Source organism: Castellaniella sp. UC4447_H14, from assembly GCF_052978285.1.
In genome coordinates this window covers 1,845,618-1,865,141 of record NZ_CM129666.1, presented here as the reverse complement: position 1 = coordinate 1,865,141, position 19,524 = coordinate 1,845,618, and the positions used below count along the sequence as shown (strand labels likewise).

Here is a 19,524-nt window from a genome sequence, read left to right as displayed (position 1 = left end):
TCCCCGCCACGGTTGCCCATGGCGGGGATTCGTACGAGCCGTCCGGAGGATGCCGACGGATCGGCATCCGGTTCCGGATCGGGCAGGCCAGAGCTTAGAAACCGCCCATGCCGCCCATTCCACCCATCCCACCCATGTCGGGCATCGGGGCAGCCGGCTTGTCGTCCACGATTTCCGCGACGGCGGCTTCGGTCGTCAGCAGCAGGCTGGCGACGGAGGCTGCGTTCTGCAGCGCCGTACGGGTCACCTTGGTCGGGTCGATCACGCCTTGTTCGACCAGATCGCCGTATTGACCGGTGGCCGCGTTGTAGCCGAAGTTGCCTTCGCCCTTTTCAACGGCGTTCACGATCACGCTGGCTTCGTCGCCGGCGTTGGCCACAATGGTGCGCAACGGAGACTCGATAGCCCGCAGGATCAACTTGATGCCGGCGTCCTGGTCGGCGTTGTCGCCTTTGAGTTTGGCCACCGCTACCTTGGCGCGAACCAGCGCCACACCGCCGCCGGGGACAATGCCTTCTTCCACTGCGGCGCGCGTGGCGTGCAGGGCGTCTTCGACGCGGGCCTTCTTTTCCTTCATTTCGACTTCAGTCGCAGCGCCGACCTTGATCACTGCCACGCCGCCTGCCAGTTTGGCAACGCGTTCCTGCAGCTTTTCACGGTCGTAGTCGGAAGTCGCTTCCTCGATTTGCGTGCGGATTTGCTTGACACGCGCTTCGATGTTCTTTGGCTCGCCGGCACCGTCGATGATAGTGCTGTTTTCCTTGGCCACTTCGATGCGCTTGGCCTGGCCCAGCAGTTCCAGCGTGGCTTTTTCCAGCGACAGACCGGTTTCTTCGGAAATCACCGTGCCGCCCGTCAGGATGGCGATGTCTTCCAGCATGGCCTTGCGGCGGTCGCCGAAGCCCGGCGCCTTGACGGCGGTGGTCTTCAGGATGCCACGGATGTTGTTCACGACCAGCGTGGCCAGGGCTTCGCCTTCCACGTCTTCCGCCACGATCAGCAGCGGGCGGCTGGACTTGGCAACCTGTTCCAGCACCGGCAGCAGATCACGGATGTTGCTGATCTTCTTGTCGAAAATCAGGATGTACGGATCTTCCAGGATGGCGACTTGCTTGTCCGGGTTGTTGATGAAGTAGGGCGACAGGTAGCCGCGATCGAATTGCATGCCTTCGACCACGTCCAGTTCGTTTTCCAGCGACTTGCCGTCTTCGACGGTGATCACGCCTTCCTTGCCGACCTTGTCCATCGCGTTGGCGATGATTTCGCCCACGGACACGTCGCTATTGGCCGAGATGGAGCCGACTTGCGCGATGGCTTTGCTGGTGGTGCAGGGCTTGGAGAGCTTGTGCAGCTCATCCACGGCCACGGCCACGGCCTTGTCGATGCCGCGCTTCAGATCCATGGGGCTGATGCCGGCGGCCACGTACTTCAGGCCTTCTTCGACGATCGACTGGGCGAGCACGGTGGCGGTGGTGGTACCGTCGCCGGCGTTATCGGAGGTCTTGGAGGCGACTTCCTTCACCAGTTGGGCACCGATGTTTTCGAACTTGTCTTTCAGTTCGATTTCCTTGGCGACGGATACACCGTCCTTGGTCACCGTCGGGGCGCCGAAGGAGCGGTCCAGCACCACGTTCCGACCCTTCGGGCCCATGGTGGTCTTGACGGCGTTCGCCAGGATGTTGACACCGCGCACGATGCGGGCGCGGGCGTCGTCACCAAAATAGACTTGCTTTGCAGCCATGTTGAAATTCCTTGGTTTAAGCGGTTCAGAGGATTACTGGATCACGGCGAAGACTTCTTCTTCGCGGATGACCAGGACTTCGTCGCCATCGACCTTCACGGACTGGCCGGCGTACTTGCCGAACAGAACCTTGTCGCCGACTTTCAGATCCATCGGGATCAGCTTGCCGTCTTCGGTCTTCTTGCCCGGGCCGACGGCCAGGACCTCGCCTTGATCGGGCTTCTCGGCCGCGCTGTCGGGGATCACGATACCCGAGGCGGTGGTGCGCTCGTTGTCCAGACGCTTGATGATCACGCGATCATGCAAAGGACGCAGTGCCATGGAGGAACTCCTGTACTTGAATAATGGGATGGACACGAGGGTTGAGCCGCTGTTAGCACTCAACCCTATCGAGTGCTAATTATAAGGATGATCCACGGGATTTCAAGGGGGGCCGGGGGGGCTTCCGCATTGCGGGGCGCCCCAGGCGGAAGGCTGGCTGTCGTTGGCCGTCAGTTGGCGCCCGATATCTCGGCCAGACACGCGTCCGGGCCGCCCGGCACGACCCGGATGCTGCAGGCGAGCATGAGATTCAGCGGAAGGCCGAAGTCCTCCACCTGGAGGCCTTGTTCGTCGACCAGCCGCCCGTCTGGATTCACCCGGTGGGTCACTCGATCGACGATTGCGCGGGCGTCCTCCAGGTAGCCCCACACGGGTTTGCCCAAGGCCGCAGCGTAGCCTACTTCGAATACCGTACCCGAATCCGGCTCCGCGCCGCGAAAGGGGTTGAGATTGGCCATGACAATATCCGCGCGGCGGATAAGCGCGAGGTTGGCCTGGCAGATCCAGGCGGCAGCTTGTGGCTTGGACAGCCCGGGAGGCAAGGCATTGTCCAGGGGATACAGGCCTTCGAGGCCAAACCGTCTGCAGGCGGCCTTGAGGGATTCGCCATAGGGAATAGCATCGGGACGGAAGACGTCCGGGCCGGCAAGATAGACGGATGTCATGATTTCTCCTCAGGGGGTACGACATGGCCCTGCGCTCGCTGGCGCGGACCGGCTGGCGGCTGCAGGGGCAGCAACAGGCGCTGATGGCCGTTCTTTTAGCACCCGTCAGGCCGCAAGCCCTATAAAATAAAGCGGTGCCGATCTCTTGGTCGCGCACCGCGGCCAAGTGGCCCCGCGCCTGGCCCAACGCAAGGGCGCAGCGTAGCTGTCGATGCGTCCTGGCATGGGCGCAATTCATGGATTCTCCCACTGGAGTGCAGTATGTCTGAAGTAGGTGCTCAATTGCTCAGCGGTCGTTGTGTCTGGGATGCGGCTGAGATCGTCCGGCGGACGAGCTGGCGGAAAGCCATGCCGGTGCAGCTTCTTGACCAGATCGACGCGGCGGTCAAGGCGTGGCGCCTGCCCGACTGGAGGCAGGTGAACCGCCAGAATTTCCCCCTGGAGGGCAGTGAGCCTTTCTTCAACGAGGTGCGGGAGGAGCTCGAGAATGGCACTGGCATGGTGCAGATCACGGGCCTGGACGTGTCCCGATACCGCATGGACCAGTTGCGGTGCATCTGGTATGCCTTGGGCTGCTACCTGGGCACACCCATGTATCAGAACCGGCGCGGCGAGGCCATGCGTGACATTGAGGACGAGGGCAAGGTCGGAGTCAGCCTCTATGGGGAGACAGTGGACACCAAGGGCCAGAAATTCCTGTCTTCCGGGGCGCGGACGCTGTCTCCGGGCAAGCTGAGATTCCATACCGACCGTTGCGACGTCGTCGGGCTGCTGTGCATCCGGCAAGCGGCGGAGGGCGGCGTCAGCAAGCTGGCCAGCAGCGCGACGGTCTATAACGACATCCTGGTCAACCACCCGGATCTCCACGCGTTGTTGTGCGAACCGATCCCTCGAAGCCGCTTCGGCGAGGAAGCGGGCGGGGAATTCATCAGCTACGATCTGCCCGTTTTCGGCGTCAGGGACGGGAAGCTGACGAGCCATTTTTCCTTGACCTATATCGAAAACGCACAGCTGATGGACGGCGTCCGCAAACTCAGCGCCCAGGAGTTCGACGCCATCCGGCTTCTCCTGGAAACCGCGGACAAGCACAGCTTCTCGATGACATTCAGGCCCGGTGACATCCAGCTGCTCAACAATCATGTGATCTATCACGCCAGGACCGAGTTCCGGGATGATGCGGAGGCGGGGAAGAAGAGGCTGCTGATGCGTCTTTGGCTGTCAATGCCGAATTCCCGGGCGCTGCCGGCCACCCACGCTGTCTTGTGGGGAAATGTCGAATCGGGCCAACCGCGCGGCGGAATTGCCCAGCCCTCGGTCGTGGCCTCGGTCGCCTGAACCCCGGTGGGGCGGAAGCCCGCCTGCTTGTGAAAGAACCTGCAGTGCAGTTACGATCGATGCTCGTGCCTCACTTGGCGGTCTGCCGGGTGAGTCCTTACGAGCCCGCCAGCAGGCCACGATACTGAACGGAGATAGGTATGGCGATGAAAAACCTCAGAACAATGACAACGGTGCTTTTGGCGGCCGGCATGCTGGCGTTGGGCAGCGGTCCCGCTACGGCGGCCGGCTTTGGAAACTGCGAGATCTCGGGGCCGGATCATGTGGCCACCTTGAAGACGCTCTCGCCTGACACGCTGACGGTACGTCCCTACCTGCCGTCGCCCGGTTTCTGGAATGGGAATTCGCCGGATTCGATCAAGGACGGATTCGAATACTGCCTGGCCGCCAACATTGCGCACCGGGCCGGCCTGCACAATCTCAAGCTGGTCTCGGTGTCCTTTGCCCAGGTCGTAGCCGGTCAAACAGACGCCTTTGACATTGCCTTGAGTCAGATCACCATTACGGACGAGCGCAAGAAGGTCGTCGATTTCACGATTCCATACTATGACGTGCTGACGGCCGCAATGGTGCGCAAGGGAACCAAGGTAACGGCTGATTCGATCAAGAACGACCTGCGCATCGGGGTCGAGCGCGGCACCACCATGTTCGATTTCGTCAGGGACACCATCAAGCCTCAGAAAGACATCAAAGTCTTCTCCGACACGGCGGGGATGTATTCCGCGCTGGCGGCGCGCCAGGTCGATGTGGCTCTGTTTGACGCTGCCACCCTCTTGAGCGTTGCTGCCGGTTCCGACGGCCGATTCACCGTGGCGGGGGTCTACCCGGATAGCGAAATGGGCATCGGTGGACTGGTCGGAAAAAAGTCCTCCAATCTGGGCGCTTTCGACAAAATACTTTCCAGCCTCAAATCGGACGGCACCCTCGCCCAGCTTGAAAAGAAGTATCTGTCCCCGGCGATGGGCGGCAAGCTGCCCTCCGAACTCCCCGTCATCAAGTGACGTGAGCGGCCTTCATAGACACGCGACAGGATCCGCATGAGGGAGGTAGTGCGGCTGGATTTTTCGATCCGGGGCGGAACCCCTGTCATGCTTCTGTCGGGGGCCTTTCTGCTTGCCGCGGCCGCTGCCGTCAGCAGCTGGTACGCCTTGCTGGAGATCGATCGCTGGGTGCGCGCAGCTTTTCCGGACAAGGCCTCGTGGGCTGACAGCATCTTGATCGCCTTGGCCGTCGGTAGTGGGGCCTTGTTCTGGCCCTGCCTGCGGGCGTTTGCCGGTTGTGTGGCAGCGCGCGGGGCCCGCTTGGCGGGGCAGCGGGTGGTTGCCAGAGAAAAGCTGGCCGACGTCCGGGTAAGTTGCTGGGTCACGATCGGTTATTCCGTGGCCGTACTTCTGATCGTGCTGGTGGTCCAGTTTTTCCTGCTCAATGACCATGCGGTTGCAAAGACCTTTCTCGATGTCCCGCTGATCGTCGAAACGTTCCCCCTCGTCGTGAGCGCCTTCTGGCTGAACGTGAAGCTCTTCGTGACCAGCGGCATTGTCTGCCTGATCTTTGGGCTGGTGCTCGCCATCGCGGAAATTGCACCCGGGCCGGCGGGGAAGCCGCTGCGCATTCTCGCGACTGCGTATGTCGACATATTCCGGGCGATCCCGGCGATTCTGGTATTGTTTCTCGTTGCCTTCGGCATCCCGCTGACCGGGGCGCCGCTTCTGAGCGACATGCCGCAGATGGTGCTGATGGTCATTGCGCTCTCGATCACCGTCAGCGCCTATATGGCCGAGATCTACCGCGCGGGTATCCTGAGCGTCCAGTGGAGCCAGGCCGCCGCGGCCCGCTCGCTGGGCATGACGTATTTCCAGAGCTTGAGATACGTCATCGTCCCGCAAGGTGTCAGGAACATCATTCCGCCGTTGTTGAATTCCCTGATTGCCCTCCAGAAAGACACGGCGCTCGTGACCGTGGTGGGGGCGATCGATGCCTTCAATCAATCCATGATCATTGCGGGCAACGTGTACAACCTGTCGGCCGTGACGAGCGTCGCGATCCTCTTCATCATCGTGTCCATTCCGCAGACACGCCTGGTCGAGCGGATGATGCGGCGGGACAGGATGCGGCGCGTGAGGACTTGAAGATATGGCGGCAAGCTTCATCGAGATTGACGGCATCTCCAAGCATTACGGCATGCAGAAAGTCATCGATCAATTATCCCTGTCCGTCGGTGAACACGAGGTGGTGACGTTGATCGGGCCTTCAGGGTCCGGGAAGTCGACGCTGCTGCGCTGCCTGAATGGGCTCGAAACCGTCGACGGCGGGCAGATCCGGGTGGGCGGCGAGTGCATCACCGACCGCGGCGTCGATCTCGACAAGGTTCGCCGCCATATCGGGATGGTGTTTCAGAGCTACAACCTCTTTCCGCACATGACTGTCCTGGAGAACGTCATGCTGGCGCCCTCCATCGTCCTGCGCCAGCCGAAGCGCGACATTGAAGAAACGGCCACCCGGCTGCTCAGGCGGGTGGGACTGCTGGACAAGGCCAAAGCGTACCCGGACCATTTGTCGGGCGGCCAGCAGCAGCGCGTTGCGATCGCACGGGCCATCGCCATGGACCCGATGGTGCTGCTGCTGGACGAGATCACGGCGGCGCTGGATCCCGAACTGGTGGCGGAAGTGCTGGATATCGTACGCGACCTGGCCGGCAACGGCATGACGATGATGCTCGCGACGCACGAAATGCGATTTGCCCGAGAGGTCTCGACCAAAGTCTGCTTCCTGTACGACGGGCAGGTCCACGAAGAAGGGTCTCCGGAGGAAATTTTCGGCGACCCGAAACGCAGCCGCACCCAGGAATTCCTGCGGACCATCACCAGCGCCAATCGGCTGTAGCGTATCGTACTACCCCACCTTGGCGCCCTTGCGATATCCTCAAGTATTGACGGGGTCAGTGCTCGATCGTTCACCCGACCTCCCCGGAAGCCTGGATCGAGCAAGCGCGCCATCAAAGGAAGACAGCATGAGCAAGATGCCAGCCCTCTTCATCGGGCACGGGAGCCCGATGAACACCCTCGAACGGAACGGCTACACCGATGCATGGCGAGCGTTCGGGCAGCACCTGCCGCGGCCCAAGGCCTTGCTTGTCATTTCTGCGCATTGGTATTTCGGCGCCACGGCGATTACGGCAATGCCGAATCCCAGGACCATCCATGACTTCTATGGCTTTCCGCGTGCGCTATTCGACTTCCAGTACCCCGCGCCGGGCGACCCCGACCTTGCCGGCGAGATCGCCGAGCGGATCAAGCCGCTATGGGTCGGCCTGGACCATGACCAATGGGGCCTCGACCATGGGACCTGGTCGGTATTGGCGCATATGTATCCAAATGCGGACATCCCCGTGCTGCAACTTTCCATCAATGCGCTCAAGCCCCTTGACTATCACGTGGATCTTGGCGCCCGCCTGGCACCGCTGAGAGAACAGGGAGTCATGATCGTCGCCAGCGGCGATGTCGTACACAATCTGCGGGAATTGCAATGGCGCGAACCCCAATTGGCGTATGACTGGGCGGAACGCTTCGATGACGCCGTGGCCGATCAGCTCGTCCGTGAGCCCGGCGATATCCTGCGCGTCGTGAACCATCCCGACTACGATCGGGCCGTCCCCACGCCCGATCACTTCATCCCGCTGCTCTATGTGGCTGGGCTGGCGACCGCGGAGGGCAGCACGCTCGAACCGTTGGTCCGGGGCCATGCCATGGGTTCCATCTCGATGAGCTGCTTCGGCGTCGGTGCGGAAATGGAGCTGCGGAAAAACGCAGACTGCGCGGCAAGGTTGCCTGAAGGCGTACCGCCGGATCAGACAAACATCTAGAGGCCGCCGTCTTCATGTCCGCGGTTGCTCAGGAGGAAATATGTCATGAGTACAACCGAATCTGATGTCCCTGTTTCGATTCTGCGAGGCCTGGCGCCGCTCGTGCCGGACATCGAGCGATTCTACAAAGACGTGCATGCGCATCCCGAACTCTCCATGCAGGAGACGCGCACCGCCGGGCTGGCGGCCGATCGGCTGCGCGCCGCGGGGTACGAGGTGGCGGCGGGCGTGGGACATACGGGCGTGGTGGGCTTGCTGCGTAACGGCGCAGGTCCGACCATCATGCTGCGCGCCGACATGGACGCGCTGCCTGTCGAGGAAGCCACAGGTGCGGACTACGCCAGCACCGTCAAGGCCACCGATCCAGAAGGAAAAACGGTGCCCGTCATGCACGCGTGTGGCCACGACATGCACGTCGCCTGGCTCGTGGGCGCTGCGGCGCTCATGGCGCAGGCTCGTGGCGACTGGCATGGTACCTTGATGATTGTGTTCCAGCCGGCTGAGGAAACCGCCGCAGGCGCCCGGGCCATGATCGATGATGGCCTGTTCGACCGTTTTCCCAAGCCGGACGCCATCCTTGGACAGCACGTGATGGTTGGGCCAGCGGGCGCTGTCGGGGGGCGGATCGGGCCCATCACGTCGTCCGCTGACAGTTTCCAGATACGCCTGTTCGGCCGAGGCGCCCATGGATCCATGCCCCAGGCCAGCATCGATCCGGTCGTGATGGCGGCGTCTGTCGTGCTGCGGCTGCAGACCATCGTGTCACGCGAAGTCGCCGCGTCGGAAGCAGCTGTGGTGACTGTGGGCGCTCTACAAGCAGGCACCAAGGAAAATGTGATTCCGGACGAGGCCATCATCAAGCTCAACGTGCGCACGTTCGACCCTGGCGTGCGCGAGCGCGTGCTCGCAGCCATTACCCGCATTGTCAACGCGGAGGCCGCGGCATCCGGAGCGCCCAAGCCGCCGGAGTTCACCCCGCTGGATCGATATCCCCTCGCGACCAACGATGCAGCAGCCACGGATCGCGTGGTTGCGGCGTTTCGTCGGCATTTCTCCGCCGAGCGGGTTCACGAAGTGGGCCCCGCCTCAGCGAGCGAGGACTTCGGGTCGTTTGGTGCCGAGTGGGGCGTGCCATCGGTGTTCTGGTTCGTCGGCGGGACGGATCCGGAGGTCTATGCGAAGGCCAAGTCGCAGAACGCGCTGAACGATCTTCCCACCAACCACAATCCGCATTTTCTGCCCGTCATCCATCCTACGCTGGAAGCAGGGGTGGAGGCCCTGGTGGTCGCCTCCTGCGCATGGCTGGCCGCGTGATGGCGGCGCGCCGATGATGATCGCTGCGCTCACCTGCTGGAACTGAAAATGGCTGCGGGAAACATCTTGCTGATGGATCATGTGCTTCTGACGGCACTGGATTTGGGTGGGACCTTCGTTTTTGCGATCAGCGGCGCTGTGGCGGCGGTCAAGTACCGTCTCGATATCTTCGGCATCATGGTGCTGGCCTTCGCGGCGGGCAATGTTGGCGGCATCACGCGCGATGTCCTGATCGGCGCCACGCCGCCCGCGGCGATTGACCATCTGAGTTATCTCGGTGTGTCGGTTCTTGCCGGGTTCATCGTGTTTTTCCGCGACTCTCTCGTGATGCGCTTGACCAACGCCGTGCTCTGGTTTGATGCGGTGGGCCTGGCATTCTTCGCGGTCGCCGGCGCCCAGAAAGCCCTGCTGTTTGGCCTCAATCCCGTGATGGCCGCGCTGCTGGGCATGCTCACGGGCATCGGCGGCGGGATGATGCGCGACGTACTTGTCATGCAGATCCCCACGGTGCTGCGCGCCGATCTCTATGCGCTGGCCGCACTGGCCGGCGCAGCGATTGTCGTCGGAGGCGATGCACTCCACATACAGCCGGTTGCGACCACGATTGCGGGCGGAGTGGCATGTTTCTTGCTGCGCTACATGGCGATCAGGCATGGGTGGCATCTTCCGTCCGCACGACCTTCCGAACGCGGCCAGCCATGAACGGCCACCACGATCCGCTGTGCGGACAAGCCACGTCGACGGCAATGGAGCGCGCGCTGCCACGGTAGTATTCTGCGTCGTAGGTACACACGTAAAGGACGAACATCATGGCCAGGAATGTGGATGTTGCTGTTATCGTTGGAAGTCTGCGCAAGGAATCGTTCAACCGGAAAGTCGCCCTGAATCTCGTGTCGCTCGCGCCCGAGCCGCTGGCGCTTACGATCGTTGAAATCGGTCAGCTTCCGCTTTACAACCAGGACTACGACACTGACAACCCGCCCGAATACGAGCCATTTCGTGCGCGCATCAAACGCGCAAACGCGGTGTTGTTCGTCACGCCGGAACACGATCGTTCGATGCCGGCGGCACTGAAGAACGCGCTGGACATTGGCGGACGGCCCTGGGGCAAAAACGTGTGGGCCGGGAAGCCGGCGGGTATTGTTTCAGCGTCGATCGCTGCAACCGGCGGCTTTGGCGCCAACCATCATCTCCGACAGTCCCTGACCTATCTTGATACGCCAACCATGCTGCAGCCTGAAGCCTACATTGGCAAGGTGGATACGCTGCTGGATGAAAAGGGCGGCATCAACAACGACGGCACCCGCGACTTTCTGCGCAAGTTCATCACTGCTTACGCGCAGTGGGTGGGGCGTTTCGTCACGGTATGATCGCGGCGGCGGGGCGGAAGAGGGCCTTCAGCGCCGCTGTCTCCGAGAGCACCGGCGTCCACGTTCAAGGGCTCCGGTTCGTCGACGGACGTAATTGCCGAGTCTTCCCATGACATCCCGCGCCGCCTCGGCCCGGCAACGGCGCCCACCGCCTCACCTCTGAACTGCTTCCGGACGTTCAGCCGGGCCGCGGCGCCCTCCAACGACGGTTGGGACGGCGCTCGCGGGCCCTTGGCGCTAAGTCCGTTTCTTTTCGCTGGCTGACGTGTCCGCCTGTCCGGACGAATGGCTGCCCATCGAGCTTTGCCCTTGGTGGTCTTGTTCGCCCTGATGGCTCCGCCCACCCTCCGGGTTCACCCGGATGCGGTTGTCCACTTCGCGAACCCCCATGCTGTCGTCGGCGCAATCTTCGATGGCGTGCTTGGTGTACCGGTCCTGGACAGTGCCTTCCAGCGTGACCTTCCCGCCGCTCACCTCGACCGAGACGTCTTTGATGTCGTAGCCACTGCGGCTCAGCTGCTCGCAGACATCATCGCGGATGCGCTCGTCCGAGCGCTGGTAGTTCTTGGGCATGCTTCGTGACGCGCTGGACCGCTCTCCGCGCCCGCTGCCGTACTCGCCCCCGCCATAAGTTCGTCCCCCGTATCCGCTGCCGTAGTCGCCTTCGCCGGATGTCCTTCCGCCGTATCCGCTGCCGTAGCCGCCGCCGTAGCTGCCGCCCGAGCTTCTGTCGCCGTAAGCGCTCCCGAACTCGCCGCCGCCGCTTCTGCTCCCGCCGCTATAGCTGCTGCCGTAGTTGCTGCCGCGGTACCCGGTCCGGCCGTAGCGGCTTCCGCCCTCGTTGCGTTCACCGTATTGGCTCCGACCGCCCCATCCTTCATTTTGTCCGAAACGGCCTTCGCCATAGCCATAAGGGCCACCCTCGTCACTCCGGCCGAAATCGTAGTTCCGGTCCCGGCCGCCTTGATTCCGGCTGCCGTAGCGCTCTCGCTCGTACTCGCCCCCGGAGCCATACGGACGGTCGCCGCGCTGTCCCCACTGCGACGTACGGCCGCCATAGCCGACGTTCTCCCTGAAGTCCTCGTCGGGTTCCGAGCCCCAGTGCTCGTTCAAACGGGAGCCGCCTCGGCCGCGCTCGCCGGAGTAGCCTTGTTGGCCATGCGCCCCGCGTGAGCCGTATCTGTCGTCGTTGCCTCTGTTGTCGTCCGATGGATCGTAGCCTTCCCGGATTCTTCGATAGTCGTCGCGCATATTGCTCTCCTTGAATGGGTCAGTGCATGTGTTCCAGCAATTGCCAGAACCGGAGGAGCAGCATCCTTCGTGCCTGACGGCGAAGGCCGCGACATGCCTGGGCTCGCGCCTCGATGTTCGGGGCTGGACCGGCTGAACGCGAGGCGGCCTCGTCCGAGAGGCGGGCGGGGCGTCAGGCGGGTTCTGAAACGGACGCCCTGGCGGGTACCGTATCCGCGCGTGTGTCAGACGCGGCACCATGGGTCTCCCGGTCAATGTGCGCCAGGTGACGCCGGGATCTGGCCAACACCATGGCGCCCATCAGTACGGCGGCGGCGCCGACCCAGTACGGTACGTGGTCGTTGATGGTCTCGCCCAGGTAGCCGGCCAGCCACGGTGCGACTGCACCGCCCGTGAATCGTACGAAGCTGTAGGCGGCGGAGGCCACGCCCCGCTCGACGGGCGCTGCGTGCATGACGGTCTCCGTGACCAGCGTGTTGTTGATGCCCAGGAATAGTCCCGCCACGACTACGCCGGCCACGAGCACCGCCCGGTGATCGGTCCAGACGGCCATGGCGATCAGCACCATTGCAAAGCCGGCGAGCGCGCCCAGCGCCGAGGGAATGGTGCCGAAGGCTGACTGCAGGCGCGGGGCCAGGATGACGGAGGCGAAGGCCAGGGCCATGCCCCAGCCGAAAAAGGTGAGCCCCACTCCTTGGGCGGTCATGTTCATCGGGAACGGGGTATAGGCCAGCAGCGTGAAGAAGCCGAAGTTGTAGAGCAGGGCGGTGATGGCTACACCCAGGAGCCCCCGATGCTTCAGCGCCCGAAACGGGTCGCGCAGAGAGCTGCGGTTCGGCCGGGACTGGGGCTTGGGCAGAAGAAATACCGTGACCAGCAGCGCAAACGCCATGAGCACCGAGACGCCGAAAAAAGGTCCGCGCCACGAGATGGACCCCAGGACGCCGCCGATCAATGGACCCGCGGCAATGCCCACGCCCAGTGCCGCCTCGTAGAAAATGATGGCGTCGCGCACAGATCCTTGGGATGCGCTGACGATGGCGGTCAGCGCCGTGGCGACGAATAGCGCGTTGCCCAGCCCCCAGACAGCGCGGTAGCCGACGATGGCTCCGATCGAATCGGACATGCCGGCGGCACCGGCGCCGACGATGATGATGAGCAGTCCCAGCAGCAGCGTGCGTTTGACGCCCAGGCGGCTGGATACGACGCTGGTGATCAGCATGGCGACCCCCATCACCAGCATGTAACTGGTAAACAGCAGCGATGTCTGCGAGGGCGTGGCGCCCAGCGAATCGGCGATGGGTTTCAGGATGGGATCCACCAGCCCGATGCCCATGAAGGCGATGACACACGCAAAGGCCACGGCCAGCACGGCCTTGGGTTGTTGCAGCAATTTCATGATCCGGATTGTTCCTGTTGAAGCGGTGTCTGGCGGTAGGCGGCGGCGAGCAACCCGGTAAGCGCGTCGAGCGCGCCCTGCAGGCGCTGCCGGTCGGCCGGGGCAAGTCGCCTGATCAGTGATTCGATGATGTCGGCACGAGCCCGACGAATCCCGGCCAGCGTCCGCCGGCCGTCATCCGTCAGCGAGATCCAGGCGGCCCGCGCGTCGTCAGGGTCGGGCGTACGGGCAATGAGGCCCTGGTCCTGCAGGCGCCGGACCTGACTGGTCATGGTGGGCTGGCTGCAGTGCTGGGCGCGGGCCAGGTCGCTGACGCGCGTGGTCCGCATCTCGTCGATCTGGGACAGCACGCGCGCCTGCGCAACCGGGAGTGGCCAGTCTGTGTGGCGCGTGACCCAGCGGTTGAGCCGGACGACGACATCCAGCAGTTCGGCGCCTACGAGATCGGGTCCTGAGGGTTCTGTCATGGGGGTATCAGGCGGAACAGCAGGTCCCCTCAATTGCATAGATTGACTATGTATTTTAACAGCGGATCCGAGCTTTTCAATCGGCGCCTCTGGTGAGGCGTCTGGCGGTCGCGTGGGTGTGGGGTTTGCCCCGGTGAGCCCCGGCGGCGCGGCCGGCCGATACAGCCATGAAAATCTATGGTCAGCCCGATTTTTGCAAGCGGGACGACGTTGACGTAAATTGGGCTTGCTTAAATCTATCCGGGGTCGTGGTGGAGGAATCCCCCCGCCCCATGATGAGAGCCGCGCCGGACAAACCTCAAAAAGCCCTCAGTGTCATGCACTGTTTTTTGTGCCAGGTTCGTTGTCCGGCCGTTGAGCCGTTTATGTCTTCACGTATCTCGCGTCGCAAAACCAGGAAGTGGGTACTGCTGAAGGTTGCTGTGTAAACGGTGTGCGTCAGGCTGCTGTCACAGCCTGCTCGCTACGGTAGTTCGTCCCTCTGGCGAGGATGGCCCAGGCTATCCTCGCCAATTTGTTGGCCAGCGCGCAGGCCACGACATTCGAGTGGCGTCGGGTTAATAGGCTGCGGACCCAGACGCCCAAAGTATCGGTGCGTTTGTCGACGCGCTGCATGATGGTCCGCGCGCCTTGCACTAGCAGCCGTCGCAGATTCTTGTCGCCGCGCTTGCTGATGCCCAACAGCGTAGGCTTGCCGCCGGTGCTGTACTGGCGTGGCACCAACCCCACCGAGGCGGCAAACTGTCTTGCCGAACCGAACTGTCGAGCGTCGCCCAGCTCGGTCGTCAGCACGCTGGCGGTGATCGGCCCGATGCCGGGTATCTCCAGCAGCCGCTGGCCGCGCTCGTCCTGGCGCAGTTGTGCCGACAGCTCTCGCTCTGTCTGGGCGATCTGCTCATCAAGGTATTTGAAGTGCGCCTGCAGCCGTTCGAGCAGCGCCACCAAACGCGGCGGCAGTTCATGCGCGACCAGTACCGCCGGTAATTTGCGGATGATCGCCGGCCCCTTGGGCAGGCCCACACCAAACTCCAGCAGGAAGGCGTGGATTTGGTTAATAGCGCCGGTTCTGTCGCGTACCAAAGCCTCGCGCACCCGGTGCAACATCGATACCGTCTGCTGAGCCTGATTGCGCGGGCTCACGAACCGCATACTCGGGCGACTGGCTGCCTCACAGATCGCTTGCGCGTCGGCGAAATCGTTCTTGTTGCCCTGCACGAAGGGCTTCACGAACTGGGGAGAGATCAGCTTGGCCTGGTGACCCAGATCTTGGACTCTACGGGCAACCCAGTGTGCCCCAGCACACGCCTCCATCACGACGGTACAGGCCGGCGTATTGCCTAGCAGCGTGAACATCTGGCTGCGCGTGAGCTTCTTGCGAAACACCATCCTGCCAGCCCTATCCTGACCGTGAAGGTGAAAACTATGCTTGCCCAGATCAATGCCAATCAGCGCGACGGTGCTCATGACGGTCTCCAAGAAAGAACAATCCCCACTCAGCGTACCGCTTCGTGGGGATCGGGCTGACCATCTCATTAAGCCCGGACGGCCCTTATGGGCCGCCCGGGCTTCAGGGGAAAGACCGGTCCCGGTTATTTGAACATCTTGTCGTAGTCCGGTTCGGACGACGTCCCCGTGGCGTCGGTTCCTGTGTCGCCGTAGCCGGCGGAGCCGTAACCCTGGAAGTTCCCCGTGTCTATCTGGATGTTTTCGATGTTGACCTGAGCCCTGTCGGCCTTGTAGTGGGTCACCATTCGCGGATAGGCCAGGACCAGCACCACCATCAGGATCTGGATGGCGATGAAGGGCAGCGACCCCCAGTAGATCTGTCCTGTGGTGACCTTCGCGATTTTGCGGCCGGTCACCTTGTCCATGTAATCATCTTTGGGTGCCACCGACCGCAGATAGAACAGCGCAAAGCCGAACGGGGGATGCATGAACGAAGTCTGCATGTTCACGGCCAGTACGATACCCAGCCAGACCAGGTCGATGCCCATCTTGTCGGCCACCGGCCCGATCAACGGCACGATGATGAAGGCGAGTTCGAAGAAGTCCAGGAAAAACGCCAGGAAGAAGGTCAGCATGCTGACGACGATCAGGAAGCCCATCTGGCCGCCCGGCAGGCCGGTCAGCAGATGCTCCACCCAGAGGTCCCCATTGACGCCACGGAAAGTGAGGCTGAACACCGAGGAGCCGATCAGGATGAACACCACGAAGCAGGTCAGCGTCGTGGTGGTGTCCATGGCCTGGCGCAGCAGCCCCAGCGTGAGGCGCCGCTTGATGAGGGCCATGATCAGGGCCCCGACGGCACCCATCGCGCCGCCTTCGGTGGGGGTGGCCACGCCGATGAATATGGTGCCCAACACCAGGAAGATCAGGGCCAGCGGGGGGATCATGACGAAGGTGACCCGCTCGGCGATCTTCGATAGCAGGCCTAGGTGCAGCAGCTTGTTGAGGCTGGCCATTGCGAAGGCCGCCGCGCCCCATATCAGGATGCTGGTGACGATGAGCTCGTCGACGTGCGCGTCGGCTCCCAGCAGCCGTTTGACACCGAAGACCGAGATCAGCGCGGCCAGGACCATCAGCACCAGCAGCGAGGGCAGACCATGGCTGCCGTTCGGTTCGACGAAGGTGCGAGCCTCCGGCGGGATGGCCGGAGCGGATTTGGGTCGGAACAGCGAAATGCCCACTACGTAGAGGATGTACAACCCCGTCAGAGCGAAGCCCGGCAGGAAGGCACCCTTGTACATATCGCCGATGGAACGGCCCAACTGGTCGGCCAGCACGATGAGCACGAGGGACGGCGGAATGATCTGCGATAGCGTGCCGGACGCGGCGATCACGCCCGCCGCGAGCCGCCGATCGTAGCCGTAGCGCAGCATGATGGGTAGCGAGATCAGGCCCATGGAGATCACTGAGGCCGACACCACGCCGGTGGTGGCCGCCAGCATGGCGCCCACCAGCACCACGGCAATGGCCAGCCCGCCCCGCAGGGGGCCGAACAACTGGCCGATGGTCTCGAGCAGGTCCTCGGCCATCCCGGAGCGTTCCAGGATCAAGCCCATGAACGTGAAGAACGGCACGGCGAGCAGCGATTCATTCGACATCACGCCAAATACGCGCTGCGGCAGGGCCTGGAAGAGCGACGGCGACAGCAGACCGAGGTCGATCCCGATCAATCCGAACAGAACGCCGTTGGCCGCGAGTGAAAAGGCAACCGGAAACCCCAGCAATAGCAGGATGACCAGCATGCCGAACATGATGGGTGCCATATTGGCCAGAAATAGAGCTTCCATGGCGTTACTTCCCCTCGTGCGAGCTGGCGCCGCGTTCCAGCGCTTCGCGCGCGATTTCTTCGGCCAGTTCTTCCTCGGCCGACTTGCCGGTGTGGGTGTCGCGTGGATCGGGACACAGGCCACGCAGGCAGCCGATGCACTTGATCAAATGTGAAACGCCCGCGGCGACCAACAGTGCAAAGCCGACGGGCAGTATCAATTTGGCCGGCCAGCGGATCAGACCTCCTGCGTTGGAGGACTGCTCGTTATTGATCAGCGAATCCATGAAATAGGGCCAGGACAGCCACATGATCAGACTGCAGGCGGGCAGCAGGAAAAAAAGCACGCCGAAGATTTCGATCCAGAGCTGGGTGCGGCGCGAAAAGCGGCTGGCCAGCACGTCGACTCGGACGTGCTCGTTCTTCAGCAGTGTGTAGCCTGAGGCGAGCATGAAGACCGCGCCGAACAGATACCATTGGAGTTCCAGCCAGGCATTGGAACTGACGTTGAACAGTTTTCGAACGGTGGCATTGGTGGCGCTGATCAGTACCGCGAGCAGGATCAGCCAGGTGACGGCCCGGCCGACGCGGCGATTCACGGAATCGATCGCTCGGGATAGGGCGAGAAGTGCGTTCATGGTGAAAATGGATCAAAGGGTAAGTAGGGCGGGAGCGACTCGGCTTCCGTGGAGTCGCTCCCGCCAGGACGCGCAAAAGCCCCCGAAGGCGCGGGGGCTTGGAACGGCCATGTTCGGTGGCCGGCGCGAGACGCAGGCGCGGCCTATTTGGCGACCGTCGCCAGATACTGGTCGAAGCTGCCTTCAGCGACGCGGAACCATGGGATTTCATGATCACGGAAGCCCATGTAGGCGTCGTGAATCTTCTTGAACCCTGGATCCTTCGCGCTGAGCTCGGCGTAGGTCGCCTGAGAGGCCTTGTAGCAGGCGTCCATCACGGGCTTTGGGAATGCGCGCAGCTTTGCGCCTTGGCCGATCAGCCGCTTGAGCGCCTTGGGGTTCTCGGCGTCGTAGGTGGCGATCATGGTGTTGGTCGCCAGTGCGGATGCCTGGGCGATCACTGCCTGGTAAGCCTTGGGGAGAGCTTCGTACTTGTTCTTGTTGACGTACAGGGAGACCTGCAGCGTGCCTTCCCACCAGCCCGGGAAGTAGTAATACGGCGCCACATGATGGAAGCCCAGCTTTTCGTCATCATAGGGGCCGATCCATTCGGCCGCATCGATGGTGCCCTTTTCCAGCGACGGGTAGATGTCGCCGCCGGCGATCTGTTGCGGCACGACGCCCAGTTTCATCAGGACGGCACCGGCAAATGCCGCCGTACGGAACTTTAGTCCCTTCAGGTCGTCTACTGTCTTGATCTCCTTGCGGAACCAGCCGCCCATCTGGGTGCCGGTGTAGCCGCACGGGAAGTTCACGATGTTGAATTTGGCGAACAGCTCGCGCATGAGTTCGCGCCCGCCGGCCTTGGTAACCCAGGCGTTGTGCTGGCGGGTATTCAGCCCGAAAGGCACCGCGCCATCGAAGCACAGCGCGGGATCCTTGCCGTAGTAGTAATACGAAGCCGTGTGGCCGCATTCCACCGTGCCGTTCTGCACGCCGTCGAGCACGCCAAGGGCGGGCAGCAGCTCGCCGCCCGGGAAGGCGCGGATCTGGAACTTGCCGCCTGTGGCTTCGGAGACGAATTTGGCGACGTTTTCGCCGCCGCTGTAGATCGCGTCCGCGCTGCGCGGGAAGCTCGAAGCCAGGCGCCATTGCAGGGTGGGAGCATCTTGAGCGAAGACCGGGGCGGCCAGCGTGGCACCGCCGGCGGCGGCTCCGAACGCTGCCTTTTTAAGGAAGGAACGACGTAGCATGAGAAAGTACCTTGTGGGTCTGTGAATAGGGAAGAGGTTCTGTAGAACGAGTCGCTATATGAACTTCTATATAGAATCGTCGATATATTGTTTTCGAAATTGTCGCGTATGATGCGTCAGCGATTCCCGTTTTAGCAATTGGTAATAACACTTATTTTTGGCGCGACGGGATTCCCAGGCGCGTTGCGATTGGAGCAATATCGTACCTGGGGGGCGGAAGCCGGCGGATCCGAAGGTCGCCGGTAGCTGTGTAGGCTTCTTGAGAGATGTTGTGTGATGTAAATATATCGTTCGTGGTATGGCCGTCGAAGGACAAATATGCACGATGTAGCCATTGATTTGCCGGTAATGCGGGAGACAGCCGCTGTGGTGGCGGGGCAACTGAAGATGATCGCCAATCCCGATCGTCTGCTGCTGCTATGCCAGCTTGCCGAGGGCGAGCAAAGCGTGGGAGAGCTGGAGGAGCGGCTGGATATCCGGCAGCCGACTCTGTCCCAGCAGCTCGCGGTGCTGCGTACGGAGGGAGCCGTGAATACGCGGCGCGAAGGCAAGCACGTGTTCTACTGCATCGCGGATGACAAGCTGCTGCACCTGCTCCGGGTGCTGTACGACTTGTACTGCAAGACAGGGCCTTGAAGGGCGATGGTCGGGGGGGCGG

General features: G+C 62.4%; 19 protein-coding genes. 9 read left to right on the top strand and 10 right to left on the bottom strand.

Annotated features, from left to right (window positions below; genetic code table 11):
• Positions 1 to 94: 94 nt before the first annotated feature.
• From groL to ACVCMJ_RS08935, 3 genes are all read right to left on the bottom strand, one after another.
• Positions 95 to 1,741, bottom strand: a complete 1,647-nt coding sequence (groL, locus tag ACVCMJ_RS08945) for a chaperonin GroEL (protein WP_447081067.1) — start codon at positions 1,739 to 1,741, stop codon at positions 95 to 97.
• Between the two features lie 33 nt (positions 1,742 to 1,774).
• Positions 1,775 to 2,062 (bottom strand): co-chaperone GroES, encoded by a 288-nt coding sequence (locus ACVCMJ_RS08940; protein ID WP_447081066.1) that lies wholly within the window; start codon positions 2,060 to 2,062, stop codon positions 1,775 to 1,777.
• 170 nt (positions 2,063 to 2,232) lie between these two features.
• Positions 2,233 to 2,727: a nucleoside 2-deoxyribosyltransferase gene (locus ACVCMJ_RS08935; protein ID WP_447081065.1), complete on the bottom strand. Its 495-nt coding sequence runs from the start codon at positions 2,725 to 2,727 to the stop codon at positions 2,233 to 2,235.
• 261 nt (positions 2,728 to 2,988) lie between these two features.
• On the opposite strand from ACVCMJ_RS08935, the gene ACVCMJ_RS08930 reads away from it, so the two are divergent.
• The 8 genes from ACVCMJ_RS08930 (at position 2,989) to ACVCMJ_RS08895 (ending at position 10,608) form a co-directional block, all read left to right on the top strand.
• The gene (locus ACVCMJ_RS08930; RefSeq protein WP_447081064.1) at positions 2,989 to 4,062 is read left to right on the top strand and encodes a TauD/TfdA family dioxygenase; all 1,074 of its coding nucleotides are present in this window, start codon (positions 2,989 to 2,991) and stop codon (positions 4,060 to 4,062) included.
• 164 nt (positions 4,063 to 4,226) lie between these two features.
• On the top strand, positions 4,227 to 5,063 hold the full coding sequence (locus tag ACVCMJ_RS08925) for an ABC transporter substrate-binding protein (protein ID WP_447081063.1): 837 nt from the start codon (positions 4,227 to 4,229) through the stop codon (positions 5,061 to 5,063).
• Positions 5,064 to 5,099: 36 nt separating this feature from the next.
• Positions 5,100 to 6,191 (top strand): amino acid ABC transporter permease, encoded by a 1,092-nt coding sequence (locus ACVCMJ_RS08920; RefSeq protein WP_447081062.1) that lies wholly within the window; start codon positions 5,100 to 5,102, stop codon positions 6,189 to 6,191.
• Between the two features lie 4 nt (positions 6,192 to 6,195).
• The gene (locus ACVCMJ_RS08915) at positions 6,196 to 6,945 is read left to right on the top strand and encodes an amino acid ABC transporter ATP-binding protein (protein ID WP_447081061.1); all 750 of its coding nucleotides are present in this window, start codon (positions 6,196 to 6,198) and stop codon (positions 6,943 to 6,945) included.
• Positions 6,946 to 7,072: 127 nt separating this feature from the next.
• A complete protein-coding gene (gene ygiD, locus ACVCMJ_RS08910; RefSeq protein ID WP_447081060.1) occupies positions 7,073 to 7,924 on the top strand; it encodes a 4,5-DOPA-extradiol-dioxygenase in 852 nt (283 codons plus the stop codon).
• A gap of 45 nt (positions 7,925 to 7,969) precedes the next feature.
• Complete coding sequence (locus tag ACVCMJ_RS08905) at positions 7,970 to 9,238, top strand: M20 family metallopeptidase (RefSeq protein ID WP_447081059.1); 1,269 nt, start codon at positions 7,970 to 7,972, stop codon at positions 9,236 to 9,238.
• 72 nt (positions 9,239 to 9,310) lie between these two features.
• Complete coding sequence (locus ACVCMJ_RS08900) at positions 9,311 to 9,940, top strand: trimeric intracellular cation channel family protein (protein WP_447082761.1); 630 nt, start codon at positions 9,311 to 9,313, stop codon at positions 9,938 to 9,940.
• A gap of 107 nt (positions 9,941 to 10,047) precedes the next feature.
• Positions 10,048 to 10,608, top strand: coding sequence for an NADPH-dependent FMN reductase (locus ACVCMJ_RS08895; protein WP_447081057.1), 561 nt, complete (start codon positions 10,048 to 10,050; stop codon positions 10,606 to 10,608).
• A 237-nt stretch (positions 10,609 to 10,845) separates the two neighbouring features.
• Here the strand turns inward: ACVCMJ_RS08895 and ACVCMJ_RS08890 are convergent, their stop codons facing one another.
• The 7 genes from ACVCMJ_RS08890 to ACVCMJ_RS08860 form a co-directional block, all read right to left on the bottom strand.
• A complete protein-coding gene (locus ACVCMJ_RS08890) occupies positions 10,846 to 11,859 on the bottom strand; it encodes a BON domain-containing protein (RefSeq protein ID WP_447081056.1) in 1,014 nt (337 codons plus the stop codon).
• Positions 11,860 to 12,031: 172 nt separating this feature from the next.
• A complete protein-coding gene (locus ACVCMJ_RS08885) occupies positions 12,032 to 13,258 on the bottom strand; it encodes an MFS transporter (RefSeq protein WP_447081055.1) in 1,227 nt (408 codons plus the stop codon).
• Positions 13,255 to 13,725 carry a MarR family winged helix-turn-helix transcriptional regulator gene (locus ACVCMJ_RS08880; protein WP_447081054.1) on the bottom strand — a complete coding sequence of 157 codons (471 nt, stop codon included), beginning with the start codon at positions 13,723 to 13,725 and terminating at the stop codon, positions 13,255 to 13,257. The genes ACVCMJ_RS08885 and ACVCMJ_RS08880 overlap by 4 nt, the downstream gene beginning before the upstream one ends.
• Before the next feature lie 438 nt (positions 13,726 to 14,163).
• Positions 14,164 to 15,189, bottom strand: coding sequence for an IS110 family transposase (locus ACVCMJ_RS08875; RefSeq protein WP_447079836.1), 1,026 nt, complete (start codon positions 15,187 to 15,189; stop codon positions 14,164 to 14,166).
• 125 nt (positions 15,190 to 15,314) lie between these two features.
• Complete coding sequence (locus ACVCMJ_RS08870; protein ID WP_447081053.1) at positions 15,315 to 17,018, bottom strand: TRAP transporter large permease; 1,704 nt, start codon at positions 17,016 to 17,018, stop codon at positions 15,315 to 15,317.
• A 4-nt stretch (positions 17,019 to 17,022) separates the two neighbouring features.
• Entirely contained in the window at positions 17,023 to 17,634 is a 612-nt protein-coding gene (locus tag ACVCMJ_RS08865; protein WP_447081052.1) for a TRAP transporter small permease subunit, read from the bottom strand.
• Positions 17,635 to 17,777: 143 nt separating this feature from the next.
• A complete protein-coding gene (locus tag ACVCMJ_RS08860) occupies positions 17,778 to 18,866 on the bottom strand; it encodes a TRAP transporter substrate-binding protein (RefSeq protein WP_447081051.1) in 1,089 nt (362 codons plus the stop codon).
• Positions 18,867 to 19,214: 348 nt separating this feature from the next.
• On the opposite strand from ACVCMJ_RS08860, the gene ACVCMJ_RS08855 reads away from it, so the two are divergent.
• Positions 19,215 to 19,502: an ArsR/SmtB family transcription factor gene (locus tag ACVCMJ_RS08855; protein ID WP_447081050.1), complete on the top strand. Its 288-nt coding sequence runs from the start codon at positions 19,215 to 19,217 to the stop codon at positions 19,500 to 19,502.
• The last annotated feature ends 22 nt before the right edge of the window (positions 19,503 to 19,524 follow it).

Bases quoted from the DNA above. Each gene is read 5' to 3' on its own strand.
- ACVCMJ_RS08860 (WP_447081051.1), bottom strand. From the start codon at position 18,866: ATGCTACGTCGTTCCTTCCTTAAAAAGGCAGCGTTCGGAGCCGCCGCC.
- ACVCMJ_RS08925 (WP_447081063.1), top strand. From the start codon at position 4,227: ATGACAACGGTGCTTTTGGCGGCCGGCATGCTGGCGTTGGGCAGCGGT.
- ACVCMJ_RS08905 (WP_447081059.1), top strand. From the start codon at position 7,970: ATGAGTACAACCGAATCTGATGTCCCTGTTTCGATTCTGCGAGGCCTG.
- ACVCMJ_RS08870 (WP_447081053.1), bottom strand. From the start codon at position 17,018: ATGGAAGCTCTATTTCTGGCCAATATGGCACCCATCATGTTCGGCATG.
- ACVCMJ_RS08880 (WP_447081054.1), bottom strand. From the start codon at position 13,725: ATGACAGAACCCTCAGGACCCGATCTCGTAGGCGCCGAACTGCTGGAT.
- ACVCMJ_RS08875 (WP_447079836.1), bottom strand. From the start codon at position 15,189: ATGAGCACCGTCGCGCTGATTGGCATTGATCTGGGCAAGCATAGTTTT.
- ACVCMJ_RS08920 (WP_447081062.1), top strand. From the start codon at position 5,100: ATGAGGGAGGTAGTGCGGCTGGATTTTTCGATCCGGGGCGGAACCCCT.
- ACVCMJ_RS08900 (WP_447082761.1), top strand. From the start codon at position 9,311: ATGGATCATGTGCTTCTGACGGCACTGGATTTGGGTGGGACCTTCGTT.
- ACVCMJ_RS08915 (WP_447081061.1), top strand. From the start codon at position 6,196: ATGGCGGCAAGCTTCATCGAGATTGACGGCATCTCCAAGCATTACGGC.
- ACVCMJ_RS08855 (WP_447081050.1), top strand. From the start codon at position 19,215: ATGCGGGAGACAGCCGCTGTGGTGGCGGGGCAACTGAAGATGATCGCC.
- ACVCMJ_RS08865 (WP_447081052.1), bottom strand. From the start codon at position 17,634: ATGAACGCACTTCTCGCCCTATCCCGAGCGATCGATTCCGTGAATCGC.
- groL (WP_447081067.1), bottom strand. From the start codon at position 1,741: ATGGCTGCAAAGCAAGTCTATTTTGGTGACGACGCCCGCGCCCGCATC.
- ACVCMJ_RS08930 (WP_447081064.1), top strand. From the start codon at position 2,989: ATGTCTGAAGTAGGTGCTCAATTGCTCAGCGGTCGTTGTGTCTGGGAT.
- ACVCMJ_RS08935 (WP_447081065.1), bottom strand. From the start codon at position 2,727: ATGACATCCGTCTATCTTGCCGGCCCGGACGTCTTCCGTCCCGATGCT.
- ACVCMJ_RS08895 (WP_447081057.1), top strand. From the start codon at position 10,048: ATGGCCAGGAATGTGGATGTTGCTGTTATCGTTGGAAGTCTGCGCAAG.
- ACVCMJ_RS08940 (WP_447081066.1), bottom strand. From the start codon at position 2,062: ATGGCACTGCGTCCTTTGCATGATCGCGTGATCATCAAGCGTCTGGAC.
- ygiD (WP_447081060.1), top strand. From the start codon at position 7,073: ATGAGCAAGATGCCAGCCCTCTTCATCGGGCACGGGAGCCCGATGAAC.
- ACVCMJ_RS08890 (WP_447081056.1), bottom strand. From the start codon at position 11,859: ATGCGCGACGACTATCGAAGAATCCGGGAAGGCTACGATCCATCGGAC.
- ACVCMJ_RS08885 (WP_447081055.1), bottom strand. From the start codon at position 13,258: ATGAAATTGCTGCAACAACCCAAGGCCGTGCTGGCCGTGGCCTTTGCG.